Source organism: Paenibacillus sp. FSL H8-0280, from assembly GCF_045040665.1.
GTDB classification, from domain to species: Bacteria; Bacillota; Bacilli; order Paenibacillales; family Paenibacillaceae; genus Paenibacillus; species Paenibacillus xylanexedens_A.
Genome location: NZ_CP150296.1, coordinates 259,154 through 277,105 on the forward strand (window position 1 = coordinate 259,154; position 17,952 = coordinate 277,105).

The following is a 17,952-nucleotide window of genomic DNA, read 5'->3' on the forward strand; positions in this document are numbered from 1 at the left end:
AGGTATGACATGAAATTAACGAATAAGATCGGTGTCATCGTGGATAGCTTTGGCGTAGGTGTACGGGAAGGTTTGAACAAGGCCAAAGACGTAGGTGCGGAAGGTGTGCAGATCTATGCCGTCAAGGGAGAAATGGCCCCTGAAAATTTGTCGCCTGCGGCGCGCAAGAAGCTGAAGAGTTACATTGATTCTCTAGGTCTCGAAATTTCAGCATTGGTTGGCGATTTGGGCGGACATGGGTTTCAGGTCAAGGAAGATAATCCGTGGAAAGTGGAGAAGTCGAAGCGGATCGTGGATCTGGCCCTCGATCTGGGCACCAACATCGTCACAACACATATCGGTATTGTTCCACATGACCCTTCATCGGAAGTTTATGCCACGCTGCATGCTGCTTGTGAGGAACTGGGCCAATACGCCAAGAGTGTTGGCGCATACTTTGCCATTGAGACAGGGCCGGAAACGGCTGCTGATTTGAAAAGATTCCTGGATACGTTGTCGACCAACGGAGTATCGGTGAATTTTGACCCGGCGAATATGGTGATGGTGACCGGAGATGATCCGGCGCGGGGCGTTCATCTGCTCAAGGATTACATCGTACATACCCATGTGAAGGATGGTGTGCGGCTGAAGGAAGTTGACCCACGAGACGTATACGGAGCGGTCGGTTATGCCCCTATGGATCACGATAAGATTGCCGAGATGGTCTCTTCCGGAACCTTTTTCCGCGAGGTGCCGCTGGGCGAGGGTGGCGTTGATTTTGACGGATACTTTGCAGCGCTTCAGGAGATTGGTTACACCGGTTATCTGACGATTGAACGCGAGGTAGGTCATCAGCCGGAGCAGGACATACGCAAGGCGGTTCAATTTATCCAACAATATCGATAGGGAGCTGAGCAGATGAAAGTGGGCCTGAGCACATATAGTTTGTTGAACGATCTGAATTCGGGTGAGATGACGGTGCTGGATGTGATCGACTGGATTGCGGCGAACGGCGGCGAGCATATGGAGATGGTGCCTTACGGTTATACCGTGGAGGATAATCACGATCTGGCGGATGCAATTCGAGAACGGGCAGCATCTGCGGGTATTGAACTGTCCAATTACTCGATGCCAGCGAATTTCGTGCAGGAGACGGAAGAGGCGTTTGCAGAAGAGATGGCTCGGGTCAAAAGGCATGTGGATGTCGTACACCGGATGGGATTAAAACATCTGCGTCATGACGTCACGGCGTTTACCCTGCCGAAGGAGAAAATGACCATTGCCTGGTTCGAGGAACATCTGCCGCTGATGGTGCGGGGAAGCCAGATCATTGCGGACTATGCTGCGCAGTTTGGTATTACTACAACCATTGAGAACCACGGCTTCAGCGTGCAGGCCAGTGACCGGGTGCAGCGTGTGCTGCATGCTGTAGATCGTCCGAATTTTAAAACAACACTCGATATTGGCAATTTCATGTGCGTGGATGAGAACCCGATCATTGGCGTCATGAAAAATCTGCCGTACGCTTCTCTGGTCCACTTCAAAGATTTCTACTTCCGTCCTTATGATGAGTATCCGGGTGAGGGTGAATGGTTCACGACAGCCTACGGTAACTTCCTGCGAGGGGCCATCGTTGGACAAGGGGACATTCCAATTCGTAAAATTGTAAAGCTGATCAAAGACTCCGGCTATGATGGCAACATTACGGTGGAGTTCGAAGGCATGGAGGAATGTAAATCCGCATCCAAAATCGCCATGGACAACCTGCGCCGCTTCTGGGAAGAGGCGTAACAAAGCATGACGAGGAAATGGATCAAGGGCCACTTTTCGAAGTGGCTCTTATTGTTGATCATCAGGATTCTGGACTGCCCATCGATCCAGGATCATTTCGATGTAACGCATGGTTTCGGTTGTCATACCATATACACGAGCTGACTGATCATCCTCTGGGGTGATATAATCCCAATATTTTTCTGCCAATTCTGCATTCCCTTGAAAAGTCCTTTCAGCATAATCAGAGATTCGGATGGCCAGTAACCGTGAGGCTTCGGAATCCTCCGGTTCCATCTTGCATGCATGAATATCTTTAAGAATATCAGCCCATTCCATGGATATTGAATTGTTCTGATTATTCAGAGGTAACGATTCCATTTCTTCAGGTGTAAAAACATCTTGACGGAACCTGCCCGGAGGCTGATCCAGTTCACGGATGAAACCCAACATCTCATCCAGACTGATTGTACCGGAGGCTCTGATGGCATATATGGTTGAAAAAAGAAGATGCTCTACCTTGCTTAATCTCTCCTGCTGTTCCTTAACGACGGCCAGTTGTTGTTCCAACGTATTATTCCATAAAGTAAGGGTACTCTCTCGTTCAGAGCGAGCAGCATCCTGATCGAGGAATTCTCCAATCTCATTCAATTTAAAATGCATTTTCTTCAAAATGGTAATCTGCTGAAGCCGTAAAATATCCTTTTCACCATATAAGCGATACTGATTGTTCTCATTACGGGCCGGTCGCAGTAAACCCAGCTTCTCATAATAATGCAGTGTTCGGATGGATACTCCGGTATGTTTGGATAGTTGTCCAACGGTATACAACAGGCAGATCCCTCCCTCATGATTTATGTATTCTCCACCAGCGCCATGCATGGAGCACCGCCAGAATGATCGCACCGACAAAGATTATCATCATATACAAAATAAATATTTCGGCTAACCCGTTATCTTGCGCGGTATAGTTTAACAATGCCGGTCTATCACCTGGCATAACAACGAATCTGGCTACTTCCAGGTAAGCGACATGAAATCCGATGGAGGCCCATAAAGATCCGGTCAAACTTCGCAGAAGCTGTAACGTAATACCATAGGTCAAGAGCAGGATCATATAATCCAAGGTTATCCGGTTTCCGGCATCCATACCGACGAGCTCTTGCAATAGGCTGACACTCATCGGAACCAGCAGAAAGAGTATGATTTGAGTTACATAAGCGAAAAACACAGGAAGTCGCAGTCTGAAGCGTAATCCATCATAGACCATGCCTCGCATGGATAGTTCCTCTGGCAAAGCTTCGTACAAGAAAGCAATACAACTATTAAGTACAACAGCAAGCAAGAACTCGGCTGAGAAGTGCCACTCCGTAATCGTAATCCAGTTGTTTATACTAGCTATCGCCAACCCGATGAAGGCCAGAGAAGTGGCAAATAATGCGCCAGAAAGCAAGTGAATTATGCTTTTTCCTGTCAGAGGAAGAAGAACGGACTTCATATGGAAGTGTCTTCGAATGACGAACAGTACGGGTAAGACGATACTAATAATGACAACAGCTTGGGTGAGATGAACCATCCATTCAGCAACACCAATAGTGCTGACAAACTCCCCTGCGAGTGTAGCAAAAAACAGACCCAATGTCATCGTCAACCAACTCATTCCAATAATGGCTATTCCACTGATGCGTCGTTTCTTGGTTACATGTTCAGTTGACATACTCATGCTAATCCCCTCCTGAAGCCAGTATAAACCCTCGAGTTAACGTCAGGGTCAAGCAGGAAATATGCCTATCAGAATATGGTTCTGCGCAAGGATTAAGTTACGAGCAGCACAAGTGTGGTATACTGGATATATTCAGCCTGATAATAACTGGCTATGGATAGGAGATGTCACTGATCTATGCAGGTATTCGAGGACTGGAATCAGAAAGTAAAGAGGACGTTTAATGCTACGAACCCAGAGGTAGTATTGACGGTATCGGAAGCTGGAAGTTTGCTTGGTTTGACCAAAGACCAGATGAAACTGTACGTGGACAAGAACAAACTAACGAAGGTCCCGATCATGAGAAGTGTTCACCGATACCTCTTATTGAAAAGTGAAATAGATAACATCGTTCAAGCTCGATAACTTCATAGGATTGAACACAACCATTTTACCGACAGGATTCGGGAGAGTGGTCTTTTTTTTTCAGAAAGGGGACAGAACGTGCTGAATCAAGTGTCAAATTGGTTCTATCAGCGGGTGAATTGGAAATGGGTTGCAGCTGCGGTTGTTGTTTTTGCCTGTTTCATTGCATTTATTCTGCCTTGGCAGGCGGCAAAGTCGGAGCAGGCCACAGGTGGAGGGCAGTCCCCGGATTCCTCTTTTCTGTACACGGCGGATGATCTTTATCAGATGGCTGAGCAGTATGGTGAAGCAGGGCGGATCGCCTATATTCAGGCACGGTTCACATTTGATCTCATATGGCCCTTAGCCTATCTGTTCCTCTTAGTTGTTCTGTTATCGATACTCTATCGCGTGCTTCCGATAAAAAGTCGCTGGCGTTGGGTGAATCTGATTCCGGTCTTAGGTTGGGTTATGGACATGCTTGAAAATATAGGTGCGTCCCTGATCATGCATCGTTATCCTGAATGTACGCCTGTGCTTGCTGAGCTCACTCCGATATTTACCCTATTGAAATGGTGTCTGATCTATGCCAGTTTTGCAGCACTGGTTCCGGGTGTTCTGATCACGGTTCTCTACTATATACGCAGGCGCAAGAAGTAGTGGAGAGAGGGATGGATTAAGAGTATGTTGGCAACCCTAATCGTGTAAAGGTCCGCAGAGATGAGTGCAGAAATATACGCTTGTCAAAGGACAACCTGTTCATATATACTCATGTCGCAAGTGGCGTGAATCGTATAATTACAAGAGCCCAAGGAGATGAAGAACGCATGTCGATCAGCTTGAATGTGTATCTGGTTACAGACGGTAATGGACGTGAAGCGGTAGATTTTTATCAAAAGGCATTTGGAGCCGAAGTGCTCGCGCTTCAAACATTTGGCGACGGTCCATCTGACCCGAATCACCCCATCCCGCCAGAAGCGAAAGACCGTATTATGCATGCTTCTTTGCAGATTGGCAGCTCGGTATTAATGTTGTCTGATACGTTTCCAGGTATGCCGTACACTGTAGGTAATCATGTTACGGTTACGGTGAACACGGATACGGCAGATGAAGCCAAAGCGATTTTCAACCAGTTGCAAGACGGTGGCGAAGTGAAAATGCCGATACAAGAGACATTCTGGAGTCCAGCCTACGGCTCGGTTGTTGACAAGTTCGGTGTACAGTTTCAGATCAGTGCTACGCCGGGACAAGCTTAAGAGCGTACTCTTCACTAATATAATCTTCAGATGGAAAAAACCTCCGTGGTCTGCTTTGAGCAGTTGTGGAGGTTTTTTTTGTAATGACTCGTGATTAATTTTCCTTGATTAGTCTTCCTTTTGAATCTTGGAAGGGTTGTTGATTTTATAAGGAACCGGGTTACGTGTCAGCTTCTTCTTGATGATTTTCGCTTCAAACGTGATAACGTCTCCCACTTCGAGTTCCTGTTTCTTAACGGTGGCACTGTGGCTTGACCAGGCTTCCCCAACATCAATGACGTCTGGATCCGTAATGGTAACTGCTTCATAGATGATGACTTCATCATCATTGTCAGAGAAATGATTCGGTACGGTGGTGAACTCTTTGACAACGGCACTCATCTTCACTTTGCCTTCGGGCAGATCAATCTTGACGCTCTTAGCTTTGCTTGCTGTTTTGGCTTTGGGTGTGGCTTCACTGGTTGCTCCAGACTGAGGTCCAACATACTCTTCTACAAGCCCATCCGGATCACCCTTCATCCCCGAGGAGAATTCATCTGTGTCCGTGTCGTCCGAATCATCCAGATCCGGCGGAATTTCATCCAGGCTAACCAAGGCATCTGGAGTTGGCGTAACATCAGCAGCGACTGGTGGGACTGTATCCGAAGTTGTCGATTCTGTGCTTCGATCTGACCCGGCATTACTTATGCTTCTGGCGCTGTAACTGGACGCTTGCATTTCCTTCAGATACGACGGGTGAATACAATGTTTTTGTCCATTATCCAGTTGAATAACGGCTGCCATGTGATCCACATATCCAATGATGGTGCACGGCATGTTTAATCCGTTTCCTTTATAATAGAACGTTTTGAGTTTGGTCGCTTTACCCGAAAGCAGGCCCCACTCCTGACATTTCTCAATCAGCTCATCTTCGTTATCCAGCGCAATAAAATCCTGCGGTTCAATCATAAATGCGTATGTCATATGGAATTTCCGCCCTTCCAATCCATTCTTCATGTTCATCGTTTCCAAATTACAACCAGTGTATCACAAATGAGCATTTTGCATAAATCCAATCACTGAAATCTGTACCCGGAAATGAAGATTATCAAAGCCTGCTCACAGAGGCCTATGCTATAATTTGATCAGAATATAAGGGTAGAAGTTATATAGCATGGATATACATATTTCAGGAAGGGAAGATCTGCATGGATAAAAAGGTGAATCATCAAGCCGTATGGCTTGCTATAGGTGTTGCCATGGGAGTCAGTATTGGTACGGTTACACAGCAGCTTGGACTCGGGATTGCTTTTGGCGTGGCGCTTGGCATTGTTATTGCTTCGGTGGTTAGCAAACGTGCCGGGTCAGACTCGGAACATATGCTCAGCGAACATGTCCATGAATTGCACAAACCAGGTGACTGGGAAGAGGCAATCCAGCGTTCACAGGATCATCCGGTGCTTATCCTGAAACACAGCACGACGTGTCCGACCAGTGCGAGAGCTTACAGAGAGTTTATGGCGTTTGTGGGCACCAATGCATCAGATCCCAAACAACCCATGGATTACCGCATCGTCAAAGTGATTGAAAATCGCTCGTTATCCCGCTACATTGCGGAAGAGACAGAGGTTCACCATGAGTCACCACAGGTACTTTTGCTCGATCAGGGAAAAGTCGTCAAACATACCTCTCATGGAAAAATAACGAAAAAGAGATTAATGCAGTGGGCACAGAATCCATTTGGATGAAGCGTTTGAGATAGGTTTACTTTAAAAATATCAAAAAAAATCATATCTTTGCACACGAACTTCGATTAAAATATAACTTGTCTTCATATTTATGAATCGGAGTGATCTATATGGAACAATATAAGTTCAAGTCGGAACATAGTCAGATGCTTGTTGATGCTATTGTTGAAGGATACCGCGAATATATTGATCACCGTAAAGATCGGAAGAGAAACATGAAGATTAGTTCAGCCTTTGCCTGGACAAAGGGGAATTTTATTGAGAGCAAAATCGCAGATTATTGCGGTGAACAAGGATTCACTCACAAGAAATCCAAAGCAGGTTTAACATGGGATTATCTCCAGTTCACACATGAAGAATCAAAAGTTCTGTTTCTGATAAAGAACGCAGCCTACTTTAATGAGAATAGTTTTTCCAGTGCCAAGCTACCTACGGGCGTTGACAACAAAGGTGCTTTCCGTACCTATTTACACGATCTCTCCAAGATTAATAACGATCTGGAATTTTCTTTGATTCAACCACGTCGTAATGAACATGGTGAGTTGGAGAGGGTTGAGCAACTTTCTTTTCCAATCTCAGAGAGTCAGGTCAGTCGTGTGAAAGAAGAACTTGAACATCTTGCATCTACATATAATGAGTTTCATATACTCACTTATGCTATTGATGATGCATACCAAATTTCGAAGGTTCAGCATTATCTGCCTAATCCGCATGATAATATCGCTTATTTTATAGAAGATTTATCAGACCTCATCTCTGGTGCTGAACTGGATGATAGTGAACGGGAGGCGCTTACGCCTGATGTGGAAGATATCGTTGATCCGGCAGCTTATGATATTGAAATTTTGGAAGGAGAACAGCGGGGGTGATTCCCTGTGTCGTTCAGTAAGGAGGGAGCAGCATGTTCGTTGGTGAAAATTTGACCAATTTGCGGATCATGCATGGGTATTCGAGAAAACAGCTCTCCGAACAATTAGGTGTGACAGAACAAGCAGTCTGGCAATATGAAAATGCGTATACCTCTCCGAAGGTGCCAATTGTGAATGAATTGAAACGCATTTTCAGTGTGAAAAGCAAGTATTTTTATACGAAAGATATGCTTACACAGCGTAATAACGCAGCCAACATTGATGTTATGAACATTGCCTATCGTTCGAAAGTGATGAATGTGATATCCAAGACACAGACAGAAGCAAAGCATGTAGAATATCTGGACACGTTCATTAATTATATTACCGCTCAGATTAGCCTTCCCACACTTAATATTATCCAATTGCGGGAAGAGGCAATTGAGTATATGAACCATACAGACGATGATCGTACGACTCAGATCCATTATGTTGCCCATCTTGCGAGACAACGGCTGAATATGGAGCCATCCACGAATGAGAATCTGATTTTCCGGATCGAAAAAAGTGGTGTATATGTTTTTGAAAAAGCGATTGGTGAAGAAATTGATGCGTACAGCCTTTGGACACGAAATGATCGTCCGTTTATCATACTGGGCAACATCAAACGTTCTGCGGTTCGCAGGAATTTCGATATTGCACATGAGCTTGGTCATTTGTTGCTTCATTATCGTCTTGAATTTGTCAATCTGGACCGAAAAGAACACAAATTGATTGAAAATGAAGCTAATCTGTTTGCGGGTGCATTTTTATTGCCCGAAGAAGAGTTTTCATCGGACATGAATGAAATCACTTATAAGACGAATCCCGATCAATATCTTGATTTGAAAAATAAATGGAAGACTTCCCTACAAGTGCTGGGATACAGAGCAGCACATCTAGGAATGATGGAAGCTAAGGATCATCGTAATTTCTATGCGGCGATGCACCGAAGAGGATATCTGGAAAAGGAGCCTTTCGACAGGGAGATTCCACTTCAAAAGCCGATGCGAATTAAAACCATTATTGACCTGCTTTCCAATAAAGGTCTTGTGGATATCCGCTATATGATTGAGGAGGATTGGAAAGTGGAAACTTCCTTCTTTCATCATATGACAGGAATAAACACGGACTTTTTTAACAAGTACATGACGAACAAGCCACAAACTAGTATTAAAAATGTTAGGGAAATGCCTACACGTAGCTCTTGAAATGACTGGTAGGTAATAGACTGTTACGTAATGGATTGCTCCGTATAAAAATGATGATAGACCCGTTCTTTTCAGCCTTTAGCTGAGGAGAGCGGGTCTTTTTTACGCTTTTTTTACACCTGTGGAGGTATTTCTTTACCCCTTTTTTACAGCGTTTCATATTACGATTTTACATGTAGCAGGTGCAGAGAACGGTAGAGAGAGGGAGGAAGGGCGCATGGTGAATGATGCCACGATGATTGGATTGGTTGTGCTGCTGTTTGCGGTGTTTTGGGGATTCTTGAAATTCTGCGAGAAGGCTTGAGGGTAGAGAGGGGGAAGCCAGATGATCGTCATCGGCATGATTGTGCTCGCACTGGTGATTTATCTCGGTTATGTGTTGGTGAAGCCGGAGAAATTCTGATGCTGACGATGTGCGTAATGCGTGAACAAGGGAAAGTCGAATAGGGAGGAAATGCGGATATGGGTATCGGTGTAGTGCAAGTAGCGGTGACGCTACTGATCATCCTGCTGCTGGTGAAGCCGGTGGGAAAATATGTAGTGAACGTGTTCGATGGACAGCGAACGGGGCTGGATCGGATTTTTGGCGGACCGGAGCGACTGCTCTATCGAGTAATGGGCGTACGCGAGAATGAGTCCATGGGGTGGAAAAAGTACCTCACGGCGGTTCTCCTCTCGAACTTTGTAATGTTGGTATTGATGTTTCTGGTGCTGCGGCTGCAAAAATATTTGCCACTTAATCCGGATGGGATCGGCAATATGCCAGCGGCGCAGGCATTTAATACGGCCGTATCGTTCATGACCAACACGAACTGGCAGTCGTATACGGGCGAGAACGCCTTGTCGTACCTGTCACAGATGCTGGCCGTGACGTTTCCGATGTTTACGTCGGCAGCGACGGGATTTGCGGTGGCTATTGCGTTCATTCGCGGGCTGGTAGGCCGCCGGGATGAACTGGGGAACTTTTACGTCGACCTTGTACGGTCGATTACACGTATTTTTTTACCGCTGAGTTTCATTGTGGCCCTGTTCCTCGTGTTCCAGGGTGTGCCTCAGACACTCGCGGGAGCGGTGAACGCTACCACGCTGGAAGGCGCGCAGCAGACCATTACACGTGGACTGGTCGCTTCACTAGAGTCGATCAAACACATTGGCACCAACGGTGGTGGCTGGTTTGGAACCAATGCTGCACATCCTTTCGAGAATCCGACGGCCCTGAGCAATCTGGTGCATATCGTCTGTATGATGCTGCTGCCAACTGCACTGGTATACGCCTTCGGCTTGATGGTCAATAACCGGAAGCAGGGTTGGGCATTGTTCGCGGCGATGAGTTTTCTTTTCCTAGTGATGTTGACCACCGTATTTGTCTCCGAATATCGCGGTGTACCCGCGCTGGATGCAGTAGGTCTCCAAGGCAATATGGAGGGGAAAGAGGTCAGGTTCGGCATACCCGAATCGGCTTTATTCACAGCAGTCACGACAGCGGCTACTACAGGTTCGGTCAACAATATGCACGAGTCGCTCACTCCACTTGGAGGCATGGTATCACTGGCTCAGATGATGCTCAATAACGTGTTTGGGGGCAAAGGGGTAGGGCTGATCAACGGACTGTTGTATGTGATTCTGGCTGTGTTTATCTGTGGATTGATGGTGGGACGCACACCTGAGTTTCTGGGCAAAAAAATCGAGGGCAAAGAAGTGAAGCTCGCATCCATCGCCTTGCTCATTCATCCTTTGATTATTCTTGCGCCAACGGCACTCGCGCTTATGCGGCCCGAAGCCATTGCGTCCATCTCGAACGGGGGCATGCATGGCCTGACCGAGGTTCTCTATGCTTTTGCCTCAGGTGCAGCCAATAATGGATCGGCCTTTGCCGGACTGAATGCCAATACAGACTTTTACAACATCGCCATTGGTATCGTTATGCTGCTGGGAAGATACGTTTCGATGATCGCTATGCTGGCTATTGCGGGTTCACTCGCCACCAAACGGGTTGTGCCGGTAACTACAGGTACGCTACGTACACACACACCTCTGTTTGCTGGCATTCTGGTCATGATGATCGTTGTTGTGGGCGCACTCACATTCTTCCCGTCGCTTGCTCTTGGACCGATTGCAGAGCATCTGGCGATGATTCAATGAGGTATATGACAAGGAAACGACAGATGGATCAGCACAAGGACGTAACGTATGGAGGTGGCAGTGCACGATGAATGCAGTCGAACGAAAGAAGGAGCAGACGATGCAACAGATGGATACAGAAATGTTCAGAAATAAGGCCAACGAGCCGGGTAACAACCGCGGTAATATTCAACGTGATCCCGGATCGAAACGGTCGTTAAGCAAGGATATGATACTTCAGGCTTCACTCGATGCGTTCAAAAAGCTAAATCCGGTGGTCATGATCAAAAATCCGGTCATGTTTATTGTTGAGGTTGGTACATTCATTACGCTTTTATTATGCATTAATCCCAATCTATTCGCCGCATCCGAGGCTGGGCGTGGGTACAACATTGCCGTGTTTTTCATTTTGCTGTTCACGCTGCTGTTCGCCAACTTCGCTGAAGCACTTGCAGAAGGAAGAGGTAAGGCACAGGCGGATACGTTACGCAAGACGAAGTCGGACACTATGGCCAATCTGGTGCAGAAGGATGGAACAATTCGGAAAGTGTCTTCGACCCAGTTGAAAAAAGGCGATATGGTCCGTGTGGAAGTCGGTGAACTGATCCCAACGGACGGTGAAATTATGGAAGGCTTGGCCTCTATTGATGAATCGGCTATTACGGGAGAATCTGCCCCGGTTATCAAGGAAGCAGGAGGCGATTTCTCCTCGGTTACCGGAGGTACACGCGTCGTGTCCGATTACATCGTCATGCGTGTTCAGACCGATCCGGGTGAGTCATTCCTTGACCGGATGATCTCTCTGGTTGAGGGTGCACAGCGCCAGAAAACACCCAATGAAATTGCGCTGACAACCCTGCTCGCCGTATTAACCCTGATCTTCCTAATCGTCATTCTGACGATGGTTCCGATGGCAAATTACCTGGGTATTCGACTAGATCTGGCCACCTTAATCGCACTTCTCGTCTGCCTGATTCCAACAACAATTGGTGGGTTGCTGTCCGCCATTGGTATTGCCGGAATGGACCGTGTTACGCAGTTTAATGTGCTCGCCATGTCGGGTAAAGCGGTGGAAGCGGCCGGGGATATCGATACGTTGATTTTGGACAAAACGGGGACGATCACATACGGAAACCGTATGGCATCTGAGTTTATTCCCGTTCAGGGAATTACTTTGTCAGAGATGACGCAAGCTGCTTTACAGGCTTCTGTGCGAGATGAGACCCCGGAAGGACGATCTGTTGTGGAACTGGCAGGCAAACAAGGCCAGAGCTGGGCTGAGACGGAGTATGCAAATGCGGAAAATGTGGAGTTCACGGCAGAGACCCGGATGTCCGGTCTCAATCTGAGCAGCGGAATGAAGATCCGCAAAGGTGCGGTGGATGCGATCAAAAGATATATTGCTTCCGCAGGAGGCCGTATACCTGGTGATCTGGATGAAATTGCAAATCGAATTGCAAAGGCTGGGGGTACGCCGCTTGCTGTAGCTATCGATGAACGAATCTATGGTGTGATATATCTGAAAGACACTGTGAAGCCAGGGCTGAAAGAGAAGTTCGCTGAGATGCGCGCCATGGGCATCAAGACCATTATGTGTACAGGCGACAATCCGCTGACCGCAGCGACCATAGCGCTGGAAGCGGGCGTGGATGATTTTATTGCCGAAGCGAAGCCTGAAGATAAGATTGCGGCGATCAAAAAAGAGCAGCAGGAGGGCAAGCTCGTCGCCATGACGGGCGACGGTACCAACGATGCTCCTGCTCTGGCACAGGCCGATGTGGGCCTGGCGATGAATTCTGGCACCATGGCGGCCAAGGAAGCGGCCAACATGATTGACTTGGATTCCGACCCGACCAAGTTATTGTCGGTTGTCTCCATTGGCAAGCAGCTGCTGATTACACGCGGCGCACTCACAACCTTTTCGATATCCAATGATATCGCGAAATATTTTGCCATCATTCCAGCCATGTTTATTCTCGCCATGCCGCAGCTTCAGGCGCTGAACATTATGAATCTGGCTTCGCCGCAGTCTGCGATCCTGTCGGCGCTTATCTTCAACGCCATTATTATTCCACTGCTCATTCCCATCGCGATGAAAGGGGTCAAGTACCGGGCGATGTCAGCGGAACGGCTGCTTGGTCGCAATGTGTTCATCTATGGCGTAGGCGGTGTGATTGTGCCTTTTATTGGTATTAAGCTGATTGACATGGTTCTGTCGGGGATTCTTTAACGAGATAACAACGCATATCAAAATTTTTTTTATCCTAATGAATTCAGGAAGTGATCTGTATGAACATGTTCTTGCCCGCTGTACGGTTATCCGTTGTGCTTATGCTGATATGCGGCCTAATCTACCCGCTTGTAACGACTGGCGTAGCCCAACTTCTCTTTCCTGCGCAGGCGAACGGCAGTCTGATTACGCAAAATGAGAAAATCATCGGCTCGTCCCTGCTGGCGCAGGATTTCCAATCGCCGGGGCTGTTCCAGCCCCGGGCATCAAATGCCGGTTATGACCCAACGGCTTCAGCCGGTTCAAATCGCGCCGTAGCCTCGGAGGAGTATATCGGCGAGATGAAAGAAAAGATGGCTCAGCTCCAGCAGGAAAACCCGGGATTGAAGCAGATCCCTGCTGATCTCGTGACGGGTTCAGGCTCTGGACTTGACCCAGATCTCTCTCCCGAAGCCGCTGAGGCACAGATCCCACGCATTAGCGAAGCTACCGGGCTTAGTGAAAAGCAGCTTGTGCAACTTATAAATGAGCATACTGAAGGCCGTCAGATGGGTATATTCGGGGAACCGCGTGTAAATGTAACGGCTCTGAATCTGGCGCTGACAGCAGAAATGAACTAACGAACGAACATATTAGCCTGCTCACGATATATCGGGAGGGGCTTTCTCCATTTTTTTCTTCATATTTTATGACACGCTCTAATAAGGAAAGGGGGAGAGGGACGGATGGAAGACAGCTTCAAGCGCAAATCACCAGAAGAGATGCTGAAGATGATTACGAAGCTGCAGCAGGGTACGCTCAAAATCTACATCGGCCCAGTTAGCGGATCGGGCAAAACGTATCACATGTTACGAGAAGGGAATACGTTGCGCGAACAGGGCATTGATGTGGTCATCTGCGCGGTCTCCACAATGCGCAGACCGGAAACAGTGGAACAGCTTGGCGCACTCGAACGGATTCCAAGCATTCACTGGTTACGCGAGAGTGATGATGTAGAGATGAAGGATCTGAACTTGGATGCACTGTTGGCGCGTAATCCGGAGGTTGTGCTGGTGGATGGTTTGGCACATCGTAACAGAGAAGGTGCTCGGTATGCTACCCGGCTGGAGGACATTCAGTTCTTGCTCCAAAACAACATCAGTGTCATGACAACGGTGAATGTGTATGAGCTGGAAGGGTATACCGAGCTGGCCCGGCAGCTCACCGGTATCGCAGCAGAACATACGGTACCTGCGGATACACTGGAACTTGCGGATGAAGTCAAGCTGATTGACGTCACGCCTGAAACCATACTGAGTCGTCTGGCAGAAGGTCATCTGAAGGGGCATGAGGGAGAAGCTGTATTTCGTCAAGGTAATCTGGGTATTCTGCGCGAACTGGCCCTGAGATTGGTGGCAGAAGGGGTGAATGAATCCCTGCGCGAGCATCGGGAGGAGATGGGAATTACCGTCACAACAGGCATCATGGAACGGATTCTCGTGTCCACGCAATATCATTGGAACGGCTCGATCTATATCCGGCGTGGACAACAGATTGCTAAACGGTTGAATGGTGATCTGTGCGCCGTGGTTTTTCGGAATATGCAGCAGCCATTAACCAAGGAGGCAACCGTATTTCGGCGAAATATGATCAAGCTGGTAGAGAAGTTTGACGGCCATATGGAGGAGCTGTCTATATTACACCGTCGCAACATTCCGTCTACGCTGGCGCGTTACGCCATGGAGCACCAGATTACCCGGATTGTGATGGGGCACTCCCGGCGCACGCGCTGGCAGGAACTTTGGCAGGGTTCCGTTGTTAACTCGCTGCTACGCAGATTACGTGGTGTCGATCTGTTTCTGGTTGCTGATCGAGCGGCTCGGGAGGGTGAACGTGTGGTTCCGGCTAAGGTTAACGATGTGGAGTCGCTGACATACCGCAGACTAAGCGAGCAGGAAATGAAGGAACAGATAGGCCAGATTCAGCGCGGTACATTCAAAATATATATCGGAGCCGCACCAGGTGTAGGCAAAACCTACATGATGCTGCGGGAAGGCAATGATTTGCTCCGTAAGGGCATCGATGTGCAGATCGGCTTGCTGGAGACACATGGGCGGGCGGAAACCGTGGAGCAGATGGGTCACCTGTCTGTGATCCCTCGCGCACAGCGAGTGTATCAGGAGGCTCGTCTGGAAGAAATGGATACGGAGGCCATTCTGCATCTTTGTCCAGAAGTGGTGCTTGTGGATGAACTGGCGCATACGAATGTGCCCGGAAGTGTCCGGCAAAAGCGTTATGAAGATGTCCTGCTCCTGCTGAATGCAGGCATCTCGGTGATTACCACAATGAACGTACAGCATCTAGAAAGTCTGAATGATGCCGTTGAACATATTACCGGTGTTCGTGTCCGCGAGACGGTACCCGATCGGATCATTCAGATGGCGGATGAGGTGCAGCTGATTGATGTGGCGCCTCAGGCCTTGCGGCAGCGCATGAGGGAGGGTAAAATCTATGCAACTGCCAAGGTCGAGCAAGCCCTTGTGAATTTCTTCAAAATTGGCAATCTGATTGCCTTGCGTGAACTTGCCCTGCGTGAACTGGCGGATGATGTGGATGAACGGCTTGAAGCACAGCAGGCCAAAATTGCACTTCGAGGACCTTGGCGCAGACAGGAAGCAGTCTTCGTATGTGTAAGTAGTGATCGTCATGCCGAGCGGCTGATCCGGCGCGGATTCCGCATGGCTTTTCGTCTAAAAGCCATCTGGCATGTACATCATATCCACATCGGTGAGTCCATGAGTGACGAAGTGAAGTGCCATCTGGAAGCATTGGAGCAGCTGACGATTCGGCTTGGCGGTCAATTTCATATTCATCATAGTCCAAGGCTGCGTGATGTATCTGAGATTTTGGCAAAAAAGGCATCGGAGGCGCGAGCAACCCAGCTGGTGGTCGGGCAGGCAAGAGGGGTGTGGTGGCTGAATGGTTACCGCGGCTCGGGCTCAGTGGTCAACCGACTTGTACGCTTGTCGCGGCATTTGGATGTATTGATCGTTGCGGATTATGATTATGAACTGAGCAGGATGTGAATGATTTTGTCTGAACGAATAAAAAAAGAAACGCGGGCAGCCCATGGTAAACGGGTTCCGGCATATGTATGGGTGACCCTCGGGGTGACGCTGCTAACTTTACTGCTTCATGCCATCGGCATGAGTGGTGATCTGGTGAATGTAGCGCTTGTATACCTGTTTCCCGTACTGGTGAGTGCTGTGTATTGGGGAATGGGGCCAGCTGTATATGCCGCGAGTTTTAGCGTGATTATGTTTGACTTCTTTTTTGTACCGCCATATCTGAGCTTTACGGTTGAAGATCTGAGATATCTCATTTCCTTTGTTGTATATCTTGCGGTGGCGATCCTGACAGCGAGTCTTGCAGGTCGATTGCGTCAACAGTTGGAGAGGGTAAAAGCACGCGAGGCCACGACTAACTCCCTATACGCATTGAGTCGTCAGATGACAGCTATTACGGATCTGAATACATTACTGGTTAACATTGCAACCCAAGTATCGCTTACCCTCGGTAAGCCAGCAGCTGTGTATCTTCCGAATGGGCAGGGGGATCTGCTGGTTACAAGCTCTTCTGCACCCGCATTAGAAGGGGAAAAGGATGGCTGGGGAGATGGAGAGTCGGAGATTGCCATTGCCAAATGGGTGTATCATCACGGACAGATCGCTGGTAAAGGATCATCCACTTTGCGGGAATCTCTCGGGCTATATGTGCCGCTACGCACAGAGGAGCAGATTCATGGCGTGCTCGCCGTAAGCATGGACGCTGGCGAGATTCATGAGCAGCAAGAACAGCTTCGTCTGCTGGAAGCATGCGGAGGACTGGCCGCAGGTGCCATTGCCCGAGTGAAGCTGGCTGAAGAGGCCCGATTGGCGCAGATCACTGCTGAATCGGAGCGCATACGCACAGTACTGCTGGATTCTGTCTCCCATGAACTGCGTACTCCCCTAACTGCCATTATCGGCTCGGCTACGGGATTGTTGGAGAATGATGCTCTTTTTACACCCGAGGATCGGAGAGAATTAACAGGCAACATTCGGGATGGAGCTTTGCGCATGAATCGTCTCGTCACGAATCTGCTGGGCATGGTTCGGCTGGAGAGCGGCATGTTGCAGCTGAACCGGAAATGGTGTGACGTGGGAGACATGATCAGCGTTGTACTGACACAAGTTCGGGGATTCAGTCCGCATCGCAACATTCAAGTTGACCTGCCTAATGACCCTGCCTTTATCTACGGAGATGAAGTATTGCTGGAGCAGGTGCTGGTCAATATCGTCAGCAACGCCATCAAATATTCGCCTGATGAGAGCCCGATTGTCATCACTGTGGCAAGCGATAAGAGTACAGATCAATTGACGATCTGGGTAGCTGATCAAGGCATCGGTATAACGGAAGCGGAAAGATTGCGTATATTTGATAAGTTCTATCGCTCAGAGTCGACTCAGCATGTCACAGGAACGGGGCTTGGTCTGGCGATCTGCAAAGGCATTGTTGAAGTCCACGGAGGTACCATTGTGGCAGAGCCGAATCCGGGCGGGGGGACGAGAATGCGTATAGATATCCCCATGGAGGCTCACGGATCACGGTTTCCCTATTCAGAACAAGGAGAGGTTGAAGAATAA

17 protein-coding genes are annotated in these 17,952 nt (G+C 48.2%); 14 read left to right on the forward strand and 3 right to left on the reverse strand.

The window, feature by feature from the left end; translation table 11 throughout:
- The first annotated feature begins 9 nt into the window (after nucleotides 1-9).
- Both MHI12_RS01180 and MHI12_RS01185 read left to right on the forward strand, forming a co-directional pair.
- The gene (locus MHI12_RS01180; protein ID WP_405171277.1) at nucleotides 10-885 is read left to right on the forward strand and encodes a sugar phosphate isomerase/epimerase family protein; all 876 of its coding nucleotides are present in this window, start codon (nucleotides 10-12) and stop codon (nucleotides 883-885) included.
- Between the two features lie 12 nt (nucleotides 886-897).
- Nucleotides 898-1,770: a sugar phosphate isomerase/epimerase family protein gene (locus tag MHI12_RS01185; protein ID WP_405171278.1), complete on the forward strand. Its 873-nt coding sequence runs from the start codon at nucleotides 898-900 to the stop codon at nucleotides 1,768-1,770.
- Nucleotides 1,771-1,818: 48 nt separating this feature from the next.
- Here the strand turns inward: MHI12_RS01185 and MHI12_RS01190 are convergent, their stop codons facing one another.
- Nucleotides 1,819-2,580, reverse strand: a complete 762-nt coding sequence (locus tag MHI12_RS01190; protein ID WP_405171279.1) for a MerR family transcriptional regulator — start codon at nucleotides 2,578-2,580, stop codon at nucleotides 1,819-1,821.
- Between the two features lie 16 nt (nucleotides 2,581-2,596).
- The gene (locus MHI12_RS01195) at nucleotides 2,597-3,472 is read right to left on the reverse strand and encodes a type II CAAX prenyl endopeptidase Rce1 family protein (RefSeq protein WP_405171280.1); all 876 of its coding nucleotides are present in this window, start codon (nucleotides 3,470-3,472) and stop codon (nucleotides 2,597-2,599) included.
- A gap of 177 nt (nucleotides 3,473-3,649) precedes the next feature.
- Between MHI12_RS01195 and MHI12_RS01200 the strand changes: the two genes are divergently transcribed.
- The 3 genes from MHI12_RS01200 to MHI12_RS01210 all read left to right on the forward strand — a co-directional run bounded on the left by MHI12_RS01200 (nucleotide 3,650) and on the right by MHI12_RS01210 (nucleotide 5,112).
- Nucleotides 3,650-3,877 (forward strand): hypothetical protein, encoded by a 228-nt coding sequence (locus MHI12_RS01200; RefSeq protein WP_017691180.1) that lies wholly within the window; start codon nucleotides 3,650-3,652, stop codon nucleotides 3,875-3,877.
- Between the two features lie 78 nt (nucleotides 3,878-3,955).
- Entirely contained in the window at nucleotides 3,956-4,516 is a 561-nt protein-coding gene (locus MHI12_RS01205) for a hypothetical protein (protein ID WP_405171281.1), read from the forward strand.
- Between the two features lie 167 nt (nucleotides 4,517-4,683).
- Nucleotides 4,684-5,112, forward strand: coding sequence for a VOC family protein (locus MHI12_RS01210; protein WP_047841503.1), 429 nt, complete (start codon nucleotides 4,684-4,686; stop codon nucleotides 5,110-5,112).
- Between the two features lie 108 nt (nucleotides 5,113-5,220).
- On the opposite strand, the gene MHI12_RS01215 is transcribed toward MHI12_RS01210, so the two are convergent.
- Nucleotides 5,221-6,075 carry a hypothetical protein gene (locus tag MHI12_RS01215; protein ID WP_405171282.1) on the reverse strand — a complete coding sequence of 285 codons (855 nt, stop codon included), beginning with the start codon at nucleotides 6,073-6,075 and terminating at the stop codon, nucleotides 5,221-5,223.
- Nucleotides 6,076-6,299: 224 nt separating this feature from the next.
- On the opposite strand from MHI12_RS01215, the gene ytxJ reads away from it, so the two are divergent.
- The 9 genes from ytxJ (at nucleotide 6,300) to MHI12_RS01260 (ending at nucleotide 17,952) form a co-directional block, all read left to right on the forward strand.
- On the forward strand, nucleotides 6,300-6,839 hold the full coding sequence (gene ytxJ / locus MHI12_RS01220) for a bacillithiol system redox-active protein YtxJ (RefSeq protein WP_405171283.1): 540 nt from the start codon (nucleotides 6,300-6,302) through the stop codon (nucleotides 6,837-6,839).
- A 110-nt stretch (nucleotides 6,840-6,949) separates the two neighbouring features.
- Nucleotides 6,950-7,708 (forward strand): hypothetical protein, encoded by a 759-nt coding sequence (locus tag MHI12_RS01225; RefSeq protein WP_017691175.1) that lies wholly within the window; start codon nucleotides 6,950-6,952, stop codon nucleotides 7,706-7,708.
- Between the two features lie 32 nt (nucleotides 7,709-7,740).
- Nucleotides 7,741-8,937 carry a helix-turn-helix domain-containing protein gene (locus MHI12_RS01230; protein ID WP_405171284.1) on the forward strand — a complete coding sequence of 399 codons (1,197 nt, stop codon included), beginning with the start codon at nucleotides 7,741-7,743 and terminating at the stop codon, nucleotides 8,935-8,937.
- 340 nt (nucleotides 8,938-9,277) lie between these two features.
- Nucleotides 9,278-9,340: a potassium-transporting ATPase subunit F gene (locus MHI12_RS01235; protein ID WP_353884092.1), complete on the forward strand. Its 63-nt coding sequence runs from the start codon at nucleotides 9,278-9,280 to the stop codon at nucleotides 9,338-9,340.
- Between the two features lie 59 nt (nucleotides 9,341-9,399).
- Nucleotides 9,400-11,079, forward strand: coding sequence for a potassium-transporting ATPase subunit KdpA (gene kdpA, locus MHI12_RS01240; RefSeq protein WP_405171285.1), 1,680 nt, complete (start codon nucleotides 9,400-9,402; stop codon nucleotides 11,077-11,079).
- 208 nt (nucleotides 11,080-11,287) lie between these two features.
- A complete protein-coding gene (kdpB, locus tag MHI12_RS01245) occupies nucleotides 11,288-13,288 on the forward strand; it encodes a potassium-transporting ATPase subunit KdpB (protein ID WP_405172910.1) in 2,001 nt (666 codons plus the stop codon).
- Nucleotides 13,289-13,347: 59 nt separating this feature from the next.
- Nucleotides 13,348-13,908 carry a potassium-transporting ATPase subunit KdpC gene (gene kdpC, locus MHI12_RS01250; protein ID WP_405171286.1) on the forward strand — a complete coding sequence of 187 codons (561 nt, stop codon included), beginning with the start codon at nucleotides 13,348-13,350 and terminating at the stop codon, nucleotides 13,906-13,908.
- A gap of 105 nt (nucleotides 13,909-14,013) precedes the next feature.
- Nucleotides 14,014-16,353, forward strand: coding sequence for a histidine kinase (locus MHI12_RS01255; protein ID WP_405171287.1), 2,340 nt, complete (start codon nucleotides 14,014-14,016; stop codon nucleotides 16,351-16,353).
- A complete protein-coding gene (locus MHI12_RS01260; RefSeq protein ID WP_405171288.1) occupies nucleotides 16,354-17,952 on the forward strand; it encodes an ATP-binding protein in 1,599 nt (532 codons plus the stop codon).